The organism is Kosakonia sp. YIM B13588, from assembly GCF_042788165.1.
Taxonomy (GTDB): Bacteria; Pseudomonadota; Gammaproteobacteria; order Enterobacterales; family Enterobacteriaceae; genus Kosakonia; species Kosakonia sacchari.
Genome location: NZ_JBHZPO010000001.1, coordinates 477,058 through 496,294, shown reverse-complemented (window position 1 = coordinate 496,294; position 19,237 = coordinate 477,058). Strand labels below are relative to the sequence as shown.

General features: G+C 53.4%; 16 protein-coding genes. 6 read left to right on the top strand and 10 right to left on the bottom strand.

The window, feature by feature from the left end; all coding sequences use genetic code 11:
* Positions 1-270 precede the first annotated feature (270 nt).
* Together ACFX4U_RS02355 and sra are read right to left on the bottom strand one after the other, a co-directional pair.
* On the bottom strand, positions 271-1,974 hold the full coding sequence (locus tag ACFX4U_RS02355; RefSeq protein ID WP_313506910.1) for an NAD-dependent malic enzyme: 1,704 nt from the start codon (positions 1,972-1,974) through the stop codon (positions 271-273).
* A 187-nt stretch (positions 1,975-2,161) separates the two neighbouring features.
* The gene (sra, locus tag ACFX4U_RS02350; RefSeq protein ID WP_017456816.1) at positions 2,162-2,299 is read right to left on the bottom strand and encodes a stationary-phase-induced ribosome-associated protein; all 138 of its coding nucleotides are present in this window, start codon (positions 2,297-2,299) and stop codon (positions 2,162-2,164) included.
* 483 nt (positions 2,300-2,782) lie between these two features.
* On the opposite strand from sra, the gene ACFX4U_RS02345 reads away from it, so the two are divergent.
* From ACFX4U_RS02345 to ACFX4U_RS02320, 6 genes are read left to right on the top strand one after another with little or no spacing between them, the layout of a single operon-like run.
* Positions 2,783-4,141: a glycosyl transferase family 2 gene (locus tag ACFX4U_RS02345; protein WP_313506913.1), complete on the top strand. Its 1,359-nt coding sequence runs from the start codon at positions 2,783-2,785 to the stop codon at positions 4,139-4,141.
* A gap of 22 nt (positions 4,142-4,163) precedes the next feature.
* A complete protein-coding gene (locus tag ACFX4U_RS02340) occupies positions 4,164-5,438 on the top strand; it encodes a glycosyltransferase family 2 protein (RefSeq protein ID WP_305736061.1) in 1,275 nt (424 codons plus the stop codon).
* Positions 5,438-6,877 carry a radical SAM protein gene (locus ACFX4U_RS02335; protein WP_313506915.1) on the top strand — a complete coding sequence of 480 codons (1,440 nt, stop codon included), beginning with the start codon at positions 5,438-5,440 and terminating at the stop codon, positions 6,875-6,877. The genes ACFX4U_RS02340 and ACFX4U_RS02335 overlap by 1 nt, the downstream gene beginning before the upstream one ends.
* Positions 6,864-7,688 (top strand): hypothetical protein, encoded by an 825-nt coding sequence (locus ACFX4U_RS02330; RefSeq protein WP_313506916.1) that lies wholly within the window; start codon positions 6,864-6,866, stop codon positions 7,686-7,688. Before ACFX4U_RS02335 ends, ACFX4U_RS02330 begins: the two co-directional genes overlap by 14 nt.
* Before the next feature lie 3 nt (positions 7,689-7,691).
* On the top strand, positions 7,692-8,843 hold the full coding sequence (locus tag ACFX4U_RS02325; RefSeq protein ID WP_349350572.1) for an MFS transporter: 1,152 nt from the start codon (positions 7,692-7,694) through the stop codon (positions 8,841-8,843).
* A gap of 49 nt (positions 8,844-8,892) precedes the next feature.
* Positions 8,893-9,681, top strand: a complete 789-nt coding sequence (locus ACFX4U_RS02320) for a hypothetical protein (RefSeq protein ID WP_313506917.1) — start codon at positions 8,893-8,895, stop codon at positions 9,679-9,681.
* 6 nt (positions 9,682-9,687) lie between these two features.
* On the opposite strand, the gene ACFX4U_RS02315 is transcribed toward ACFX4U_RS02320, so the two are convergent.
* The 8 genes from ACFX4U_RS02315 to ACFX4U_RS02280 all read right to left on the bottom strand — a co-directional run bounded on the left by ACFX4U_RS02315 (position 9,688) and on the right by ACFX4U_RS02280 (position 19,226).
* Entirely contained in the window at positions 9,688-10,770 is a 1,083-nt protein-coding gene (locus tag ACFX4U_RS02315; RefSeq protein WP_313506918.1) for a mannuronate-specific alginate lyase, read from the bottom strand.
* A gap of 57 nt (positions 10,771-10,827) precedes the next feature.
* Positions 10,828-12,366 carry a PAS domain-containing methyl-accepting chemotaxis protein gene (locus tag ACFX4U_RS02310; RefSeq protein ID WP_313506919.1) on the bottom strand — a complete coding sequence of 513 codons (1,539 nt, stop codon included), beginning with the start codon at positions 12,364-12,366 and terminating at the stop codon, positions 10,828-10,830.
* 450 nt (positions 12,367-12,816) lie between these two features.
* Positions 12,817-13,575, bottom strand: coding sequence for an amino acid ABC transporter ATP-binding protein (locus ACFX4U_RS02305; protein ID WP_305736068.1), 759 nt, complete (start codon positions 13,573-13,575; stop codon positions 12,817-12,819).
* Complete coding sequence (locus ACFX4U_RS02300) at positions 13,575-14,642, bottom strand: amino acid ABC transporter permease (RefSeq protein ID WP_313506920.1); 1,068 nt, start codon at positions 14,640-14,642, stop codon at positions 13,575-13,577. The genes ACFX4U_RS02305 and ACFX4U_RS02300 overlap by 1 nt, the downstream gene beginning before the upstream one ends.
* Positions 14,643-14,651: 9 nt before the next feature.
* Complete coding sequence (locus ACFX4U_RS02295; protein ID WP_313506921.1) at positions 14,652-15,866, bottom strand: ABC transporter permease subunit; 1,215 nt, start codon at positions 15,864-15,866, stop codon at positions 14,652-14,654.
* A gap of 63 nt (positions 15,867-15,929) precedes the next feature.
* Complete coding sequence (locus tag ACFX4U_RS02290) at positions 15,930-16,976, bottom strand: amino acid ABC transporter substrate-binding protein (RefSeq protein ID WP_313506922.1); 1,047 nt, start codon at positions 16,974-16,976, stop codon at positions 15,930-15,932.
* 153 nt (positions 16,977-17,129) lie between these two features.
* Complete coding sequence (locus ACFX4U_RS02285) at positions 17,130-17,891, bottom strand: sulfite exporter TauE/SafE family protein (RefSeq protein WP_017456805.1); 762 nt, start codon at positions 17,889-17,891, stop codon at positions 17,130-17,132.
* A 12-nt stretch (positions 17,892-17,903) separates the two neighbouring features.
* Positions 17,904-19,226, bottom strand: coding sequence for an MmgE/PrpD family protein (locus ACFX4U_RS02280; RefSeq protein ID WP_313506925.1), 1,323 nt, complete (start codon positions 19,224-19,226; stop codon positions 17,904-17,906).
* Positions 19,227-19,237: the final 11 nt, after the last annotated feature.

Genomic DNA, 19,237 nt, shown 5'->3' with positions numbered 1-19,237 from the left:
CTCGTCAAACATCGCTGACGATAACCTGGTAAGCCCAAGGGAAGGGATTGTTGTCTTCGCTCAAGCAGAAGTTATCGCAGCACGATACCGATAACGCTTGAGCTGGCGCGATCGCCAAAGGCATGTGAATAGTCAAACAATTCACAATACAGCATAAGTAGCCTCCTTTTTTATATTCAGTAAGTTAATGGGTGAAAAGGAGTTTAGCGGGGAAATGAATGTTTTACCAGCAAGGAAAAACCCGGCGCACAGCGGCGCCGGGTGCGGAGATTAAATAGAAGTACGGCGGTAGCTGCGGTACTTCGGCTCCCAGAAGTTCTCATCAATGGATTGCTTCAGCGCTTCGGCCGAGGTTTTTGCCGCCAGGCCTTGTTGTTGCGCCATTTTGCCAACGGCAAACGCGATGGCGCGCGAAACTTGCTGAATGTCTTTCAGCTCCGGCAGTACCAATCCTTCGCCGTTCAGCAGCAGCGGGGAGTATTCCGCCAGCGTTTCGCTTGCCGCCATCAGCATTTCATCCGTAATGCGCGATGCGCCACTGGAGATAACGCCGAGGCCAATGCCCGGGAAAATGTACGCGTTGTTGCACTGGGCAATCGGGTAGGTTTTGTCTTTCCACTGCACTGGTGAGAACGGGCTGCCGGTGGCAACCAGCGCCATCCCATCCGTCCAGCTGATAATATCCTGCGGCGTTGCTTCCACGCGCGAGGTCGGGTTCGACAGCGGCATGATTATCGGGCGCGGGCAGTGTTTGTGCATTTCGCGGATGATCTCTTCCGTGAACAGCCCGGTCTGGCCGGAGACGCCGATCAGAATATCCGGCTTCACATTACGCACCACATCCAGCAGGGAAAGGGCTTCGTTCTGCGTGCCGGTGTCCCAGTTTTGCAGGTTTTCGCGTTTTTGCACCAGCTTGCTCTGGAACGGGAGCAAATTCGGCATTTCGTCGGTCAGCAGACCGAAACGGTCAACCATGTAGACTTTCTGACGGGCGTCCGCTTCGCTCAATCCTTCGCGCTGAGTCTGGGCAATGATCTGTTCGGCAATACCGCACCCGGCAGAACCCGCGCCAAGGAAGACGATTTTCTGCTGGCTGAGCTGGCTGCCCGCCGCGCGGCTGGCGGCGATCAGCGTACCGACGGTCACTGCCGCCGTGCCCTGGATGTCATCGTTAAAGCAGCAGATTTCATCGCGATAACGGTTCAGCAACGGCATGGCATTTTTCTGCGCGAAGTCTTCGAATTGCAACAGCGCGTCCGGCCAGCGTTGTTTCACCGCCTGGATAAATTCATCCACAAAAGCGTAATACTCGTCGCCGGTGATACGCGGGTGACGCGAGCCCATATAGAGCGGATCGTTAATCAACTGCTGGTTGTTGGTGCCAACATCCAGTACCACGGGCAGGGTGTAAGCCGGGCTGATGCCGCCGCAAGAGGTGTAAAGCGACAGCTTACCAATGGGAATGCCCATGCCGCCGATGCCCTGGTCGCCAAGCCCGAGGATACGTTCCCCGTCGGTCACCACGATCACTTTGATGTTGTGGTTAGGCACGTTTTGCAGGATGTCGTCCATGCTGGCGCGGTTCTGCCAGGAGATAAACACTCCGCGGGCGCGGCGGTAAATATCAGAGAAACGCTCACACGCCCAGCCAACGGTGGGGGTGTAGATCACCGGCATCATCTCTTCGAGATGGTTTTCTACCAGCCGATAGAAGAGGGTTTCATTGGTATCCTGAATATTGCGCAGATAGATGTGCTTATCGATGTCGGTTTTAAAGCCCTGATACTGCAACCAGGCGCGTTCGGCTTGTTCTTCAATGGTTTCAACCACTTCTGGCAGCAGGCCAAGCAGGTTGAAGTTGCTGCGTTCTTCCATGCTGAAGGCACTGCCTTTGTTCAGCAACGGAAATTCCAGCAACACAGGTCCAGCGTAAGGGATATATAACGATCGGTTTTTATTATGCTTTGCATTCATCTTACAGCTCCTTGTTCAACTTTCTCCCGTGGGGGTGCGTCACGGGCGGGTACTGCGGCGGGCGCAAGTATAAAGCATCGCTTCAGCAAATACTTCCCGATCGCGGTATTCGTTGATTGAATTTTTAGCAATAGCAAGGAGAGGGGGGGCAAAACACCACCCCGGATGGGGTGGTGAGGGGGCAAAATCAGCCAGCGCGGCGATGACGCCCGGAGCGGTGAGCGATCACTGTCTCTTCCTGATTGTCTTTCGTGACAACTTTGCGGGTGTTCGACACTTTGTAATCCAGCCCCATAAGATGACGTGCCTGACGGTTCGATTTCATGCTTACTCCTTAATCCAGTTCAATGTTTCAAGGACAAGCCCGGCGACTGACCGGGCGAAATTCAATCTCATCATTGCGCGGTACAAAAAACATACCGAACTGTTATCCTCGGACATCCCAGCACAAAGTGCAATAAGAAAAGTTACCTTTAGGCTTTATAGCAATAAATAACGAAAGCATCGCTAACAGATTTAATTCCTGCACACCATAGGGTTTACGAGTAAATACTCCGAACAACCTCAATTAAAGTAGAATATTCTTGAGCTTAAGCGCCTTCGCGTAGTTACTTAATGGTTACAACAATTAAAGTGATATATTAAGGATGAAACATCATTTCGCTTTTTTGTGTGACGAAAAGTAAAAAAAACAACATTATCTTCAATATTGCGATACCCACCCCTTTAATCCCAGGCTGTAATATGCTTTTCTTAACGCCAATGGAATAATTAAAAAATATCTTCGCAATGAGAAAGAGGTAATTCCATGGACGTTCGAAATGGAGCTATTTTTATATCTTTTGATGCTGTTGCTTTTTCAGGTATCACTGTTGAAGCATTTAAAACGGCACAAGAGTTAGTACACAAGGGAATTAAGCCTTATCTTGATCTGGGTTACGACATCAAGATAGATAAGGGTAGATTCAATAAACCATATGAATGGGAGAATGCTATATATAAAGGTGGCTTTACACTTGTACGAATAAATGACATTACCAGTTTGCCTGATTACAACACCCATTTTATCGAGTACTCGCATAATGTATTGATTAGCCAGAAAATATCCGTTTCATCAACGGAGCGTGAAAGAATCCTTTCTGTTATTGATAAAACAGCGTACCAACTGGCAAAAAAAATCGTACGGCAATGGGAGCAACTCAATATCGGTACTGTTTTCGTCGAAAACGGAACGCTTCCGGAAAATATTATCTATACAAAAGCTCTATATATTGCGATTGACGCATATGGTAAACGCTATTATTTAGAGCAGTTCGTTACCTGGCGTGACCATGATTTAATGTGGAATAGCGAAAAAACGGTGATGAAGTATGGTGCTTATCCATACCCTTATGCCATCAAACCCATCAATTCTCGCTATATCACGTACTTTACGCTTAATGAGGATTTGAAAGAAAAACTTGAAGAGTGGTGCAATTATGCCGTTGAAATTAAAGTTAAAAAGAATGCTTATAACTTTACAGACGCGCGAAGTCATAGTGACATGAGGCGCAGTCTTGGTATTGACTGTAATGATATATTGATTGCCCGAACCACACGTCTTATCCCGCAAAAACGGCTTGACCGTGATATTTACCTGGTTTCAAGGCTTAACCAACTCTTTCAACAACACGGACTTGAGCAGCGCGTATTTCTGGTCGTCGCAGGCGATCCCCATGAGGCACCAGAGTGTTATCAATCCCTGATTGATTTATCCAGAAAATTACAGACTGAACCGTTTATACATTTTATTGGCTGGTTGCAGCACGGTTATATGCCACCGGGCATGAACACCTATACAATTGAAGATTTGTATTACTCGTGTGACATCGTCTCTTTTCTGACGTCGTGGGATTATGACAGTTATGGAAATCCTATTGGTGAAGCGATTAGTCATCGGCGCTGTTACATTTCGACACGTTACGAATATTATGACGAGGTCTATGGGCAATATGGATTCTTTGCGCCAATTATGGATATCTCAGCCGAGAAAGATGATTTACCGGACGGTGAATTTATTCTTAACGTTTATAAACTCATCACCAACAAACCGTTAATGTCAGAAATGGCTTATCAAAACTTTCTTATTGGTAAGAAAGTGCTTAATAGTAAGAGCGTTGAGTCTTAATTATTACTCAGGGAGAGTATATATGCGTAACAATGTTTATGTTTCGATTGTTTTGCCCGTTTATAACGAAAGCGACAGAATTAATTCTGTGCTTGTGTCGTTACTTAATCAAAGAACGCGTAATAACATGCTGACACAGGATAATTGGGAGTTAATCGTGGTGGATAATAACTCCACCGATGATTCAGTGGCGCAAATACATGATTTCCATCGACTCAATCCGGCAATGGATATTCATATCATCAAGGAAACCACGCAGGGTGTCTCCTCCGCGCGAAAATGCGGAATGGACTACGCGTCGCTGCGTTCAAAAGCGCGCGATAAACGCCTTGGCACAGACCGAAAGCACTATATCGTTTCGGCCGATGCGGACTGCACCGTGGACAGCTGGTGGCTGCATACGCTGATTGAAAAAATGATCGAGGAAGAAGGGGACTTAGGCACCTGTAATTACTACTACAACGAAAACGACTTCCGGCTGCGCCCGAATCTGTTTGCCGAGATCCAGAAAACGCTGCGCTGCCGCGATGTCTCATTCTCGCTGTTTGGCGGCTTCCCGGATGGCAAAGGCTTTGCGGTTGAACGTACAATGTACGACAACGTCGGCGGCATAGAGATCTTTTACCAGCTCAATAACGGCCGGTTTGTCGAGCATCTTTCGGATGACTGGGATTTCGGTATTCGCGTCATCGCCGCAGGCGGAAAACCCGTCTACGCGCGTGATTCCCACGTTGAAATCAACAGCCGCCGCGTAGACACCATTCTGCAGGAAGTGATAACCGGTGTCGCCTACGGGCAAGATGGCATCATCATCATGAAAGATGTCCGCCCTGAAGGGGGGCAGCAAACCTCGCTGAGCGACACGACACCAGAACAGTCATTACAGGCCTGGCACTACTCCATCAAAGATTACGTGCCGAAAAATATTGTGCTGCCGGTGCTCCTCAACCCGCATCTGCTGTTGGATAGCGATGCCGTGCGTGACTTCTTCGGTCCGGTGGTGGCCGACCGTCTGTTCCGGCGCATTGAGGCCATTAAACACGAAACGCGCATTATCGATTTCACTCCTATCCATGCTTATAAAACGCCCGCTTACCGGCTCTATTTCGAGTTTCGCGACGAGATTTTCAGCGCCATGCGTCGCGCAATGGGCGAAGAAATTGGTTTTCCACCGCCGCTGCCAGCCTGTTTTGACGAGGTTCAGCAACACGATTTCCAGCGTTTCGTCTGGTATTTCTGTGAGGATCGCGAGTCCGGCATGGCGCATAACTACTTTGCCAACGGGGGAGTCTTCTGATGAACAGCACGCTTCTGGATTCGTTGAACGATCTCGACCCGCACTACCCGATGCCGCGCGTGTACGATTTTCTGGCGGCGCCGGAAAATCACACCTTGCTGGAGTATGTCTACCGGGATCCTTTTGGCTGCCACGTATTTCCGGGCGACATCAAAGACTACCCGCAGGACGCCTTTTTCCGCGAGATGGAACACGACATCAAACAGGCAGCACAGATCCATCTCTGGGCGTCGATTCCCACGTGCCGCTACCGCTGCCATTTCTGCCAGTTCCCAACCATTATCATTAACCCGCAGAGCGCCCCCTCGCGGGCCGTTTTTCACCGGGTCGTGGATCAGAACATTCAGGAAGCGAAATTGTGGTTGCAAAACGTGCCCGCGCTGGCTCAAGCAGAAGTGGGCGAATTTAACGTTTTCGGCGGCACACCGTCGTTGCTGCCGGAAGCGGAACTCCGCCGTCTGATTGCGTTTTACCAGCAAAACTTCAATTTTTCTGCCGCCACGCTGCGTTTTGAAGGGGAACCGGCAACGCTGACAAAATCCTATCTGCAACTGCTCAAAACGATGGGTTTCAGCAAAATCAGTTTTGGCGTCCAGTCGTTCAATAACCAGCTTATCGAGGCCTGCGGACGTAAACATAGCGCGGAAACCTGTGAAGAGACGATAGCCAACGCCCGCGAAGTTGGTTTCGACTGGATAAGCGTGGATCTGATCTACGGTCTGCCTGGGCAAAGCGTCGATGATGTGAAATTTGATATGGAGAAGTGCCGCAAACTGGCGCTTTCTCATGTCGTCTGCACGAAGCTGCATATGGCGGAATTTATGAAGCAGCGCACCGGGGTATCGGGGCAGCGCCAGAGCTTATGGCAGAAAAAAGGGGCCAACAGCGTCTTTCCGGGGCTGGGTAAGCAGTACCAGATGCGTGAACTGATCGAGCGCTACTTCACCGATGATTACATTGAGCATCCCACCATGTATTTCCATCGGCACACACAACCTGCGGAGAAATGGAAAGGACTGATTACTGACCTTGATAAACAGTATCCGGAAGTGGCGATTGGCCTTGGCGGCAGTTCGAAATGTACGCAGTCGGAGGCTATCAACATTACGGATTACAAACGCTACTCCCAGGCGCTGGAAGAAGGGCGCTTACCGATTGAATCGCAGCAGGGTTTTTCACCGCGCCAGCGCGAAGTTAATGCTTTCAAAATGGCGCTTTCCACGCTGCGTCCGGTCAACGATAGCGAATTCCGCCAGCGCTTCGGCGGCCGCAGTTTTTTCAACAACCCGGTTATCCACCGTGCGTTAGAGACGTTAAGGCAAAAAGCGCTCATCACCGTGACTGGCGATGACGTCACGCTCACGCCAAACGGTGTCACGTTAGTGGAAGCAATCATTAATACCCAATTCACCATGGAGCTTGCACATGAAACACACTGACGCATCCGCACCGGTTTTTAGCCTGTATTACATCGCCATTGACACCGAAGCCGGTGTCACCAATGCGCAATTTGAGCAGTTTGTTCGCGAGAAAGGGTGCCAGATCCCCTGTTATCCCGGCTGGCGCTGGACGTTACTGCGCGGCCTGCGGGGAGAACGCGCCGGGCAATTTCTGATGCTGTATGAAATCAAAAACGCCGACATGCGCGATCGTTACCTGTGCGCAGACGGCAATCTCACCGAGCTGGCGCGCCAGTTCTGGCGCGACCGCCCGCACGCACAGCAACTGCTGCGCGAATGGCAACAACTGGGAACATTCAGCGCGTTACCGACGATCTACACCGATTATCGGCTGCTGGCGGAGAACAAAAAAAGCACCGTGCTGGATGGGCCTCGCTATCGCGAGCGGCCGGGCGAGGAGCCGGAGGCCAGGGTGATTGGCATCCATAACCTGGCGCTACGCGCTGATGTTGAGGCCGCGACCTTCGAGACCTTTATCGCTGAAAATTATCAACGCATTGAAGATTACCCGGACTGGAAATTCCGTTTACTGAAAGGCGAGCGCGGCAACCGGCTGGATCAATATGTGGTGATGATGGAGATAGCGAGCCTTGCGGCGCTCGATGTTTTCTATCCAGAACCGGATATCGCCACCGATCAGGCGGCTGTTTTCGCTAAAGCGCATCGGGACACCAAGCAGATGTATGAGGAGTGGAAACAGCTCGCGTCTTTTTCGGGCTCGCCGCAGATCTACACCGATTATCTGGCCGTGGCCGAAAGCCAGAATTGTGGGGATGAGCAGGGAGTGTAGCCAATGACCAATCTTTACCCGGCAACAAATAGCGGCGCACAGCATGCGACGCGGGCGATATTTTTTATCGCTGGTCTGGCGGTCTCGGCGTGGGCACCGCTGATCCCGCTGGTGAAAGCCACGCTGCACATTGATGATGGCGCGCTGGGTTTGCTGCTGTTTTGCATTGCCGCGGGCTCAATGCTGGCGATGCCGTTCAGCGGCAGTTTAATCAGCCGCTTTGGCTGTCGGGCCGTGATCCTCTGCTGCGCCCTGGTGTTGTGTCTCGATCTGTCCTTCATGTTGTTTATCGATTCCCCCGTCGTGATGGGCGGGGTTCTGCTCGTTTTCGGCGCGGCAAATGGCCTGCTCGATGTGTCGATGAACAGCCAGGCGGTGGTGGTTGAGCGTGAATCCGGGCAGGCAAGAATGGCCGGGTTTCATAGCTTTTATAGTCTGGGCTGCATCGCGGGTGCCGGAAGCGTCAGCCTGTTGTTGTGGACAGGTGTGGCACCGCGACACGCCATTTTACTGATTGCGCTGCTGATTCTGGCTATCGCGCTGGCTTCATCCAGCCATTTATTAGCCAGACGCCCGCCACAAACCGGCGCGAAGGGGAGCCTGCTGCGAACGCTGGCGCATCCGCAGGTGCTTTTCATCGCCATCGTCTGTTTTTTTATCTTTCTGATCGAAGGCGCGATGCTGGACTGGTCCGCCGTTTTCCTGCATAGCGAACGGCAGATGCCCGCGCAGCAGGCGGGCCTGGGTTTTACGCTCTTCTCCATTACCGTCGCGCTGGGGCGGATATACGGCGATCGCGTTATCAACACGTATGGCGACGTGCGCGTGCTGCTCTTTGGTGGAGTGTGTGCCGCGGCGGGGCTGCTGGTGATGGTATCACTGCATAGCGCCATGCTTTCCCTTGCCGGATTTGCGCTGGTTGGCGCGGGGCTGGCGAACATTGTGCCAGTGCTTTTCTCTGGCGCGGGGAATCAGCCCGGCGTGCCGTCGCACTTCGCGCTTCCCGCCGTCACGTTATTCGGCTATGCGGGGTTGTTGAGCGGCCCGGCGCTGATTGGCTCCATAGCCCAACACTTCAGCCTGAGCACGGTGTTCAGCGCCGGCATTGTGCTCCTGCTGCTGGTTAGCTTGCTGGCGCGCAAAATCATCCATTAATTCACGGACGTGTCCGTGTTATCTCAACGGTACGAAGAAAGGAGTCTTTATGAATAACCCATCTCATGCAGTTTTTAGCGTGCACTACATTGGTCTCAACCTGAAAAAAGGGGTAACGGCGGGAGATTTTGAACAATTCGCCCGCGAGCGCGGTGCGCAGATCCCGGCGTATCCGGGCTGGCGCTGGACGTTGCTGAAAGGTTTACGCGGCGAGCGTGAAAACGAGTATCTGATGCTGTACGAAGCGCCGGATGCGCAGCAGTACGCCCGCTTTGTGACAGCCAGTGGCGAACAAACCGCTGAAGCGCAACGTTTCTGGCAGCAACACCCGCAGGCGCTGGCACTGATTGCTGAATGGAAAACCTTCGCGACGTTCGCCGAACTGCCGACCATTTTCACCACCTATTCCCTGGTGGCGGAAAATACAAACAGCTCCCTGCCGGAAGGGCCAAACTACCAGGCAAAAGAAACGGTGGCGCGCGTTGTCGGTTTCCACAATCTCGCACTGCGCGCGGGCGTACTGCCGCAAACCTTCGAAAAATTCATTACCGATAATATCCACCGCGTCGAAGATTACCCCGGCTGGAAATTCCACATGCTGAAAGGTCGGGGCGGTAATCGTCTCGATCAGTACGCGGTGATGCTGGAAATCGAAAGTCTGGCGTCGCTGAACGCCTTTCATCCGGGGCTGGACGTCTCCACGGAAAAATCACTGGCCTTTGTCGCCGCACATCAGGATACGGAACGCATGTATGACGAGTGGCGCACGCTCGCGTCGTTTTCCGGTGCGCCACAGCTCTATACGGACTATCTGGCGATAGCCGGAAACGCCGGTTAACTTCATTTATTCCTGTCGGGCGGTGGCGGTCATCAGATGGCTGAGATCACCGCCCAGACGGGTGTTTTGCAGCGGGCGCAGGGGCGCTATACGCTGGCGCAGCGCATCATCACATCTATAAAGCTGGCACCAGCCTTCAAGCCAGGCCAGATTGGTCGGGTGCTGTAAAAACGACACATCCTGCGTAACGCCCGTTTTTTGCGCAAACGGCTGCGCATCGGTTAATCCGCCAATTACTTGTTCCCCCAGACGCCGCAGCGCGTCGTGATTTTCTGCCTTTGGATCCACGCCGTTCGCACGGGCAAACAGCGCAATCATCACCAGCGGCTGGATAGCGTAATTGTGGTAAGAGAACGCACGCTGACGACGACGCAGTTCGTTGGGTAAAAAACCTGCTTGATCAATTTGCTGCATCGCCGTGTGGTAAATATCCAGCGCGTCGGTAAAGAGATCGCGCCGCTGCGTGACGACCGCGGTTGCCATAATGGCCCAGGCTGCCCAGTAGCTGTGGTTATTGACTTTATTCAACGGTAAATCATGCCATTCGTTAACGGTTAAATCGCCAAGTGTACTGAGCCAGCGCTCAATATTTGCCTGCTGATCCGGATAAGCGCGCAGCGGATGCAAAGGCGAATATTGCAACTGCAGCCAGGCAGAAGAAAAGGTAGCCAGCGCCCATTTACGCATGGATCTGCCGGTATGGTTCTTCGCATCACCCGTTAACGCACCCGCGCTGGCCCAGCCCGCCAGGGCGTTGACCAAGCAGGCGACATTCGACGGGTTCCCGTTTTGCGCCCAGACGGTAACCTGGCGGCTGACAAAGCGTTCCATATCGGTAATTGGTTTTGTTTGCTGGCGAAAAGCGGCGTCGGCTTCAGGGTTGAGCGTGGCGCGCGCGCTGTCGGAGCCTTCATACTTGCTTTGAAAATCCAGCACGCCAGTAAAAGGAGCGGGTGCAGTGGGGCAGTTAACCGCTTTTGCTGTTTTGTGTTCCGGCGGTTGCATAAACCCGGCGGGAGGAGAAAGGCGATCGGCGCCATGGGCTGCTGTCGAAAGGATGAAGATCAGCACTGCTCTGAGAAACACCATGCTATGTCCTGTTTTCCGCGACCGGGGAGCAGCACTATAGCATGGTGTTCGGGGCTATCAGCTACCGCCGAAAACATGCACCGCGCGATGCAGGCGGGCAGCGCGTTCAGAGAGATCTTCCGCCGCGCTGGTGACATGCTCCACCATGCCGGTGTTGTTGTGCGTCATGGTGCCGATACGCGAAACGGACTGGTTAATCAACTCCAGCGCCTGCGTTTGTTCGTGGGTGGCGATACCGATCTCTTTGATCATCGCCGACATATTGATCACGCTGTCGATCATCGCCGTCAGGTGCGTTTCGGTGTTCTCGACCATCTCAACACCGCTTTTCACGTTCGCCACGTTGTGTTCGATAAGTGTCTGAATTTCACGCGCGGCTGAGGCGGAGTGTTGCGCAAGGTTACGCACTTCCGCTGCAACCACCGCAAACCCGCGCCCGGATTCACCGGCACGCGCCGCTTCTACCGCCGCGTTCAGCGCCAGAATATTGGTCTGAAAAGCGATACTGTCGATGACGCCAATAATGTCGACGATTTTATTATTGTCCGCCGAAACAGACTGCATCATGGCAATGGTCTTTTTCATCACATCGCCGCTTTCCATCGCGCTAGCGCTGGTCTCATCCGCACGTGTCATCGCGTCTGTTGCGGTTTCCGCTGTTTGCCTGACTGCGCTGGCAATCTCTTCAACTGCCGCCGCGGTCTGATGCAGATCGCCGGAGGTCTCTTCCGTACGTTGGCGCAGAGAGTCGCCCTCGCTGGAGATGCGCCCGCTAATGACGCGAATCCCTTTTATTTGCGCGGAAACATCGCCAACCAGCGAGTTAAGATTTAACCCGGACTGATTTACCAGACGCATCAGCAAACCGATTTCATCCACGCGGTTAAAATGGCGATAGTCGGCTTTTCGCCCGGAGACCACTTTTTGCATTTGGGACAGAACTATTTTTAATGGTCTTGATATTTGGCTCTGTAAAAAAGCAGAAAGCAATCCCAGTGCAATAACTGTTACACCGGCTTTTTCAGCAGCATTAAATGGCAAGAATTGCAATACCACTAACAGAGCAGCGGTAATAATAGCGCCCAGGTTAATACGTTTTGAAACACTAATCCGCTGGAAAATTGAAAGGAAAGAAAATAAACCACGACGAACCACTAAACCTTTATAAAAACGGAAGCCGCGAAATTTGTTTTCATTCACGCGATCATAAAGCGCGGCGCTGGCGTCAATTTCTTCGCGTTGTGGAATATTCCGCACTGAGATATAACCGGTCAATTCGCCTTGCTGATAAACGGGCGTTACGTTAGCGCGCACCCAGTAGTGATCGCCGTTCTGACGGCGGTTTTTCACCATCCCGGTCCAGCTGTCACCTTGCTGGATGGTAAACCACATATCACCAAACGCGGCGGGTGGCATATCCGGGTGGCGAATAATATTGTGCGCTTCGCCCATCAACTGGTCTTCGGTAAATCCGCTGGCGTCAATAAATGCCGTATTGGCATAAGTAATATGGCTGTGCGTATTTGTGGTCGACAACAGCGTCGCCCCATCGTTAAGCAAATACTCTTTCTGTGTAACAGGAGTGTTACGCTTCATGAAAAACCCCGTAATGTACCGCGTTCAATAAATTGCTGACGCGGTAATAGGCTTTTTTATAATTTACCGGCCAGTGAGTTTTTGTTATTACCCGTGCATTCTCCACAAAGTTATCGGCAACGGAAAGTAGCTGCGTTAAATATTTTTTTAGTCATACTTACGACTCAATTTATAAATATTGTTATGATTTTGCGAAAGAAAAATGACGACAAAAAAACAAACCAGCCATAAGTACATTCTTAAGTCAAATTAATAGCCGGTGATGCAGCAAAGGCGAATAAATAGACGATCAAAAATAGAAACATTAACATCGCAGGCTAACATTTTTACTTTTGGATAAAGTCCAGAGTATAAGAAAAGGACAATACCATTATTTTATTTATGGCTATTAGCGATGCTGGAGAATATCTATTGCGGGCGGAAGTGCGGCGGAAACCCGCCGCATTATGATTAATGGCTGAGGATTTGATCGAGGAACTGGCGGGTACGCGGATGCGCAGGCTGGGTGAAAAACGTTTCCGGCGGCGCAGACTCAACAATGCGACCGTCGGCCATCAAAATCACGTTATCCGCCACGGTACGGGCAAAGCCCATTTCGTGCGTGACCACAATCATTGTCATGCCGCTGTCCGCCAGATCCAGCATCACATCCAGCACTTCTTTGATCATTTCCGGGTCCAGCGCCGAGGTTGGCTCGTCAAACAGCATAATCTCCGGTTGCATACAGAGCGCGCGGGCAATCGCTACACGCTGCTGCTGACCGCCGGAGAGCTGCAACGGGAACTTATGCGCCTGGTTGGCGATCTGCACTTTTTCCAGATAGTGCATCGCCAGCTCCGTTGCCTGCGGGCGGCTCATCTTGCGCACCAGCGTTGGGCCAATAATCAGGTTATCCAGCACGCTTAAATGCGGGAACAGATTAAACTGCTGAAACAGCATCCCGATGCTCAAACGAATGCGGCTAATGTTGCGCACGTTATCATTCATTTCTATACCGTTCACCAGAATCTGGCCTTTCTGATGCTCTTCCAGCCGGTTAATGCAGCGGATAAGTGTCGATTTGCCGGAACCAGATGGGCCGCAAATCACCACGCGTTCACCTTTTTTTACGCTGAGCGAGACATCATCCAGCACCTGAAATTTCCCGTACCATTTGCTGACGGAGGTCATTTGAATGATTGCGTCGTTCGCGGGGGGTGTGGTGTGCATCAGGAAACTCCTTCAGGGTTGCGGCGTTCATCGATGCGTCCTTCGACCCACACCGCGTAACGGGAAAGCGAAAAGCCAAACAGTAAATACAGGCCGGCGATAAACACATAGGTTTCGATGTAGTAACGTCGCCAGACGGGGTCCTGCATCACTGCGGTGGAGGCGGTCAGGACATCGAACAGGCCGATAATGATCACGAATGACGAGTTCTTCATCGCCGCAATAATATGGTTGGTCACCGCCGGCAGGCAGATGCGCAGCGCCTGCGGCAACACAATTTTGGTGGTGGTGTGCCAGTATCCCAGATTCAGCACCGCCGCCGCTTCATACTGGCCGCGTGGCACAGCCTGCAAACCGCCGCGGATCACTTCAGCCTGATAGCAGGCAAAGAACAGGGCGATGCCAATAATCACCCGCAGTAGCTTGTTCACCTCCATCCCGGCCGGTAAAAACAGCGGAAAGACGTTCACGGCGACAAACAAAATCGTGATCAACGGTACGCCGCGTAACCCTTCAATAAACACTACCGACAAACCACGCAAAAACGGCAGCGGGGAACGGCGGCCCAGCGCCAGCACCACCGACACCGGCATGCCAATAATCACCGTCCCGGAAAAGAGCAGCAGCGTCAGCGGCAGACCGCCCCAGTCCGCAGACGAGACCGCCGGCAGCCCGAACAGGCCGCCGCTCATCAGCACCGACATGACAACCAGCGAGACTATCCACAGCGGCCACAACAGACGCGAGTGCCAGCACATCGGCGACAACGAAAGCCCGACGGTGACAAACCACACCAGCACCGCCAGGGCGGCACGCCACTGCTCATCATACGGATAGAGCCCGAACAGGATCGGACGATACTTCTCGCCGATCACCGCCCAGCAAGCACCTGTCGCCGCCCGGCATTGCTCAGCCGTACCGCTGAAGCCGACTGCGTCTATCACGCCCCAGCGCAGCAGTGTTGACCCCACGAGCGCCAGCAGCGCTAACAGCAACAGCGTCAACACGCTTTGCGCAACGCTGCTGAATAAATGCTGTCGCAGCCAGAAAACCACAGAGTTTTGCATAACGGTTCCTTAGCGCTCTTTAATGGCGACGTAGCGGTTAAACAGGTTCATCAACAGCGAGGTGGTGCCGCTAATAACCAGATACACCACCATCATAATGGCAATAGCCTCCAGCGCCTGGCCGGTCTGGCTCATCATGGTGTTACTGATATTCGCCAGTTCCGGGTAGCCAATCACCACGGCTATCGAACTGTTTTTCGCCAGGCTCACATACTTGCTCGCCAGCGGCGGCACCATCACCCGCATCGCCTGCGGAATAACGACATGGCGCATGACATGCCACGGTGAAAACGACAGCGCGCGCGCCGCTTCAAGCTGCCCCTTTGGCACGGACTGAATCCCCGCGCGAACAATTTCGGCAATATAAGCAGAAGAGTAGAGCGAGATCCCCAGCAGCAACGCGGTGAATTCCGGGCTGATGGTAAACCCGCCGCGAAAGTTAAACCCGCGCAACTCCGGCGTGTTCAGCGCATGCGGCGCGCCGGACAACCACCACACCAGTAGCGGCAGGGCAATAATCAGCGCGAAGCGAATGCGTCCTGTCGGCAGCACTTTACTGCGCCGCTCGCGCCAGTAACGCGCAAGCAGTGAAAACAGCAGGCTTAACACACAGCCAGCCAGCAGCGCGAGCAATGTCCACTGCCAGCCGCTGTGCGCCGCCGGAACGCTGAATGTTAAGCCCCGGTTGGTAAGAAAACCGCCCGGCAGTGCTATCGCCTGGCGCGGCGCGGGCAGGTTGCGGATCACCATTGACCAGAAGATCACATGCAGGATCACCGGGACATTACGCAGCAGCTCCACGTAAGTGACGCACACTTTCATCAATAACCAGTTTTTGGAAACCCGGCCAATACCAACCAAAAATCCGAGCAGTGTCGCCAGCACAATGCCGCACAGCGTCACATAGAGGGTATTAAGAAACCCCACCACCAGCGCGCGGGTGTAGGTGTCGTTCGCGGAATAGGGAATTAATGTTTCCCCGATGGCGAACTGCGCAGGCTGGTGCAGAAAACCGAATCCGGTCGAAATGCGTTGCGCATGCAGGTTTTCCACCACGTTGCTGTAGAGCCAGTAGCTAAACCCTGCAAGCAGCGCCGCCAGCAGCAACTGGTAACAGGCGCTGCGCACGGACTGACTGCCAAAAAAGGTGAAAAGGCGAAACGCGGTGGCCTCGCGCGTCGCATCCGACGCCAGAACACCGGAGTTGTCAGACTGTTTCATCATTAAAATTACGACTGTGGCAGGAGTGGAGAAGGGCCGCCCCGCAAGACGGAGGCGGCCCGGCGATTAACGGATCGGCAGACCGTAAAGCAGGCCACCTTTGTTCCACTGATTATTCAAATCGCGATCCAGCGGTTCAGCGCTTTTCGGGCCAAAGTGGCGGTTGTAAATATCGCCATAGTTGCCTACCTGTTTCACGATGTTGTACACCCATTTGTCATCCAGCCCCAGTTTCTGACCGAAGCCGCCGGTCACACCCAGCAGGCCCTGAACATCCGGATCGGTGGATTTCAGTTTTTCATCGACATTGCTCTGGTTAACATCCATCTCTTCGGCGTCAAAGGTGGCATAAACCACCCATTTCACGATGTCATACCACTGGTTGTCGCCTTTGCGCACCGCCATCGCCAGCGGCTCTTTGGAGTACATACCCGGCAGGATCACATGATCCTGCGGTTTGTCAGTATCAAACGCCAGGATGCCGGGCAGCGCCACTTTATCGCGGGCGATCACATCACAGCGCCCCGCGAGGTAGGCGGCGACATACTCTTTGTTGTTTTCAATAACCACTGGCGTGTAGTGAATGTTGCGCGAGCCAAAAATCTGCGCGACGTTACGTTCGGTACTGCTTGGCGTGACACAAACGGTTGCGCCATCGAGATCTTCGAGTTTTTTCACGCCGCTGTTGGCGCGCACCATAAAGCCGGTGCCGGTGTAAAAGTTAGGTGGAGCAAAACTGATGCCGAGCGCCACGTCATTGGTGAGCGTCGCGGTGGTGTTGCGTGACAGCACGTCCACTTCGCCAGACTGCAGCGCCATAAAGCGTTGTGCGGTTGAGAGCGGTGTGAATCGCACTTTCGAGGCGTCGCCCAGCACGGCGGTTGCCAGCGCACGGCAGAAATCAACATCAAGACCTTCCCACTGGCCTTTGCTGTTAATCGCGGCAAAACCGTGACGGGCAGGGTGAACGCCACACACCAGTTCGCCACGCGCTTTGATTTTTTTCACGGTATCGCCATTAACAGCAGGCGCGTTTTCCGCCTGGGCAGGCGCAAGGAAACTGCCGAGCGCCAGCAGCAAAGCAGAGGCGGCAAGGTGAGATTTTTTGAGCATGACCGATCCTTTTTAAAAGTTGCTATCCGATTAATTAACTGTATTTATTACTGATTTCACTAACATATCCGTTTGTATACGTATGTTCCTCATCCATGACCTCTTTAGCAAAGAACGAATTCAGTAAAGCATATCCAGAAACCGACGATCGAATTATTGCAGCCATCCCCGCACACCTTGCCACAGCAACTGTGCGCTGAGCAGGATCATGGTAATGCGAAACAGTATGCGGAACAGCCGCTCCGGTACGTTATCCAGCACCCGCGTTCCCAGCCAGGTACCCAGCGCGCCGCTGATAATCATTGCCGCCAGTACCGGTAACCAACTGGCCCAGGCAAAGCCCATCAGCCCGAAAGCGAGGATCTTTAACCCGTGTTGCAACACCATGCAGGTCGCATGTGTGGCAATCAGCGGCTGGCGTTTTAGCCCTTGAGAACTGATAAGCCCGGCGACCATCGGCCCGGTTGCGCCAACAATCATCGTTCCAAGACTACTCACCGCGCCGCCAATAATAAACAACGGACGGCTCAGCGGTTTCTGTTCGCCGCGTTTACGCAGTACCGACCAGAGAATAAACAACCCCAGCGCAATGCGGGCGATACTGTCCGGGATCACCGCCGCAACCGGTGCGCCAACGGCAATACCGACTGCGCTACCCAGCAAAAACCACAGCACCAGCGGCCACACCACATGGACGCGCTGAATCAGCGTCCGGCTAAAATTGGAACCAAGCTGCACCATGCCGTGTACCGGCATCAGGCTGCTCACCGGCATCCCCAGCCCCATGATCGCCAGCAGCGCCGTGCCGCCGCCGAGGCCCATGGCGGCCGTCAGCGCCGAGGTCAGAAAACTGCAAAACACCATCACCCCGGCAAATAACGGGGAAATCTCCGGCGGAATCAACGTCAGTGTCATACTCACATCCGTTTAACGAAAATCATCCTGCAGCAGGCGATGATACAGCGCCTGAGCCTCTGCCGCTGGCAGAATGCGGCTGGCGCAATCAAGGAATTTCTGTTCAATCAAGTTATCCGGCAGCGGGATTGCCGGGCTGGAACCCCGTGCCCCGGCGACCCGCAAGGCAAACTGCCGCCCGTCGACGGTGGTCAGCGTGACGAAGGCGCTGTGTGTAATCTCTTCGTCATGGTGCTCCAGCGTCACTTTCTGCATTAACGTCTGTGTCGCCGGATCCTGAAAACGCGCGTCGTCGATAAAATCATCCAGCGTCAGGGTGCCGGTGACAAACGCACGCGCCACGCAATAATGCAGGCTGAATTTACCCGCCAGCGGATTTTCCGGCTGCGGAATATTGATATGCGGGAAGCGGATCGGGTGAACTTTCACCTCGATATGTTCAATCTCATGCGGCTGCAACCCGGTTTCCTCACGCAGCGCCAGCACGCCATCCAGCGGCGACAAAATAGCGTAACAGCATGGGAAGTATTTGTAATTGTTACTCTTCACGGTATCGAGAATAAACGGCGTTGCATCCCAGTTTTCAGTTAACGGTAGCGGGTCGACATTCGCCTGGCCGTTATAAACGTGGAAATACCCCTGATGATGCTCGAACGCATTAGCGCCTGCGCTGAAATCCTCTTTTGCCAGTTTGCAGGCCATCACAGCGCTGCGCGCCGCCTGACCGACCGCCAGGGCTTTGGTTTCCGTACCGAAATTCGACTTAATGCCGCTGGCGAGCGAAGCGGTCATCGCCAGCGCCGTTGCGGTTTGCTCTTCATTAAGATCGAGTGCCACCGCGCAGGCCGCCACACCGGCGAAAACACCAACCGTGGTGGTCGGATGCCAGCCATGACGGTACTGAAACGGGCTCACGGCTTTACCCATGCGCACCGCGGTTTCATAGCCGGTAATATAAGCACGCAGCACCGCTTCGCCATTGATGTCCAGCTCATCCGCCAGCGCCAGCAGCGCAGGTAAAACGGCGACAGAAATATGGCCGTGCAGCCAGGAGTTGGAATCATCAAAATCAAGCAGGTGCGAAGAGACGCCATTTAGCAGGGCGGCATCGAGCGCGTTCAGCTTCAGGTCGGTGCCAAATACGCGGCTGTTGCCGGTCGCGGCAGAAGGGACAATCACCGCACGCAGTTTGCGCGAGCCATCCTGCACACCGCCGGCAAGCGTCACACCTAACGTATCAATTATCGCGGTACGCGCCTGGGCGTACGCGGCCTGCGGGAAAGCCTGCCGGGAGAACGCCAGTAAATTACCGGCAAGTTGTCGGGCAATGGTCATGAACAGATTTC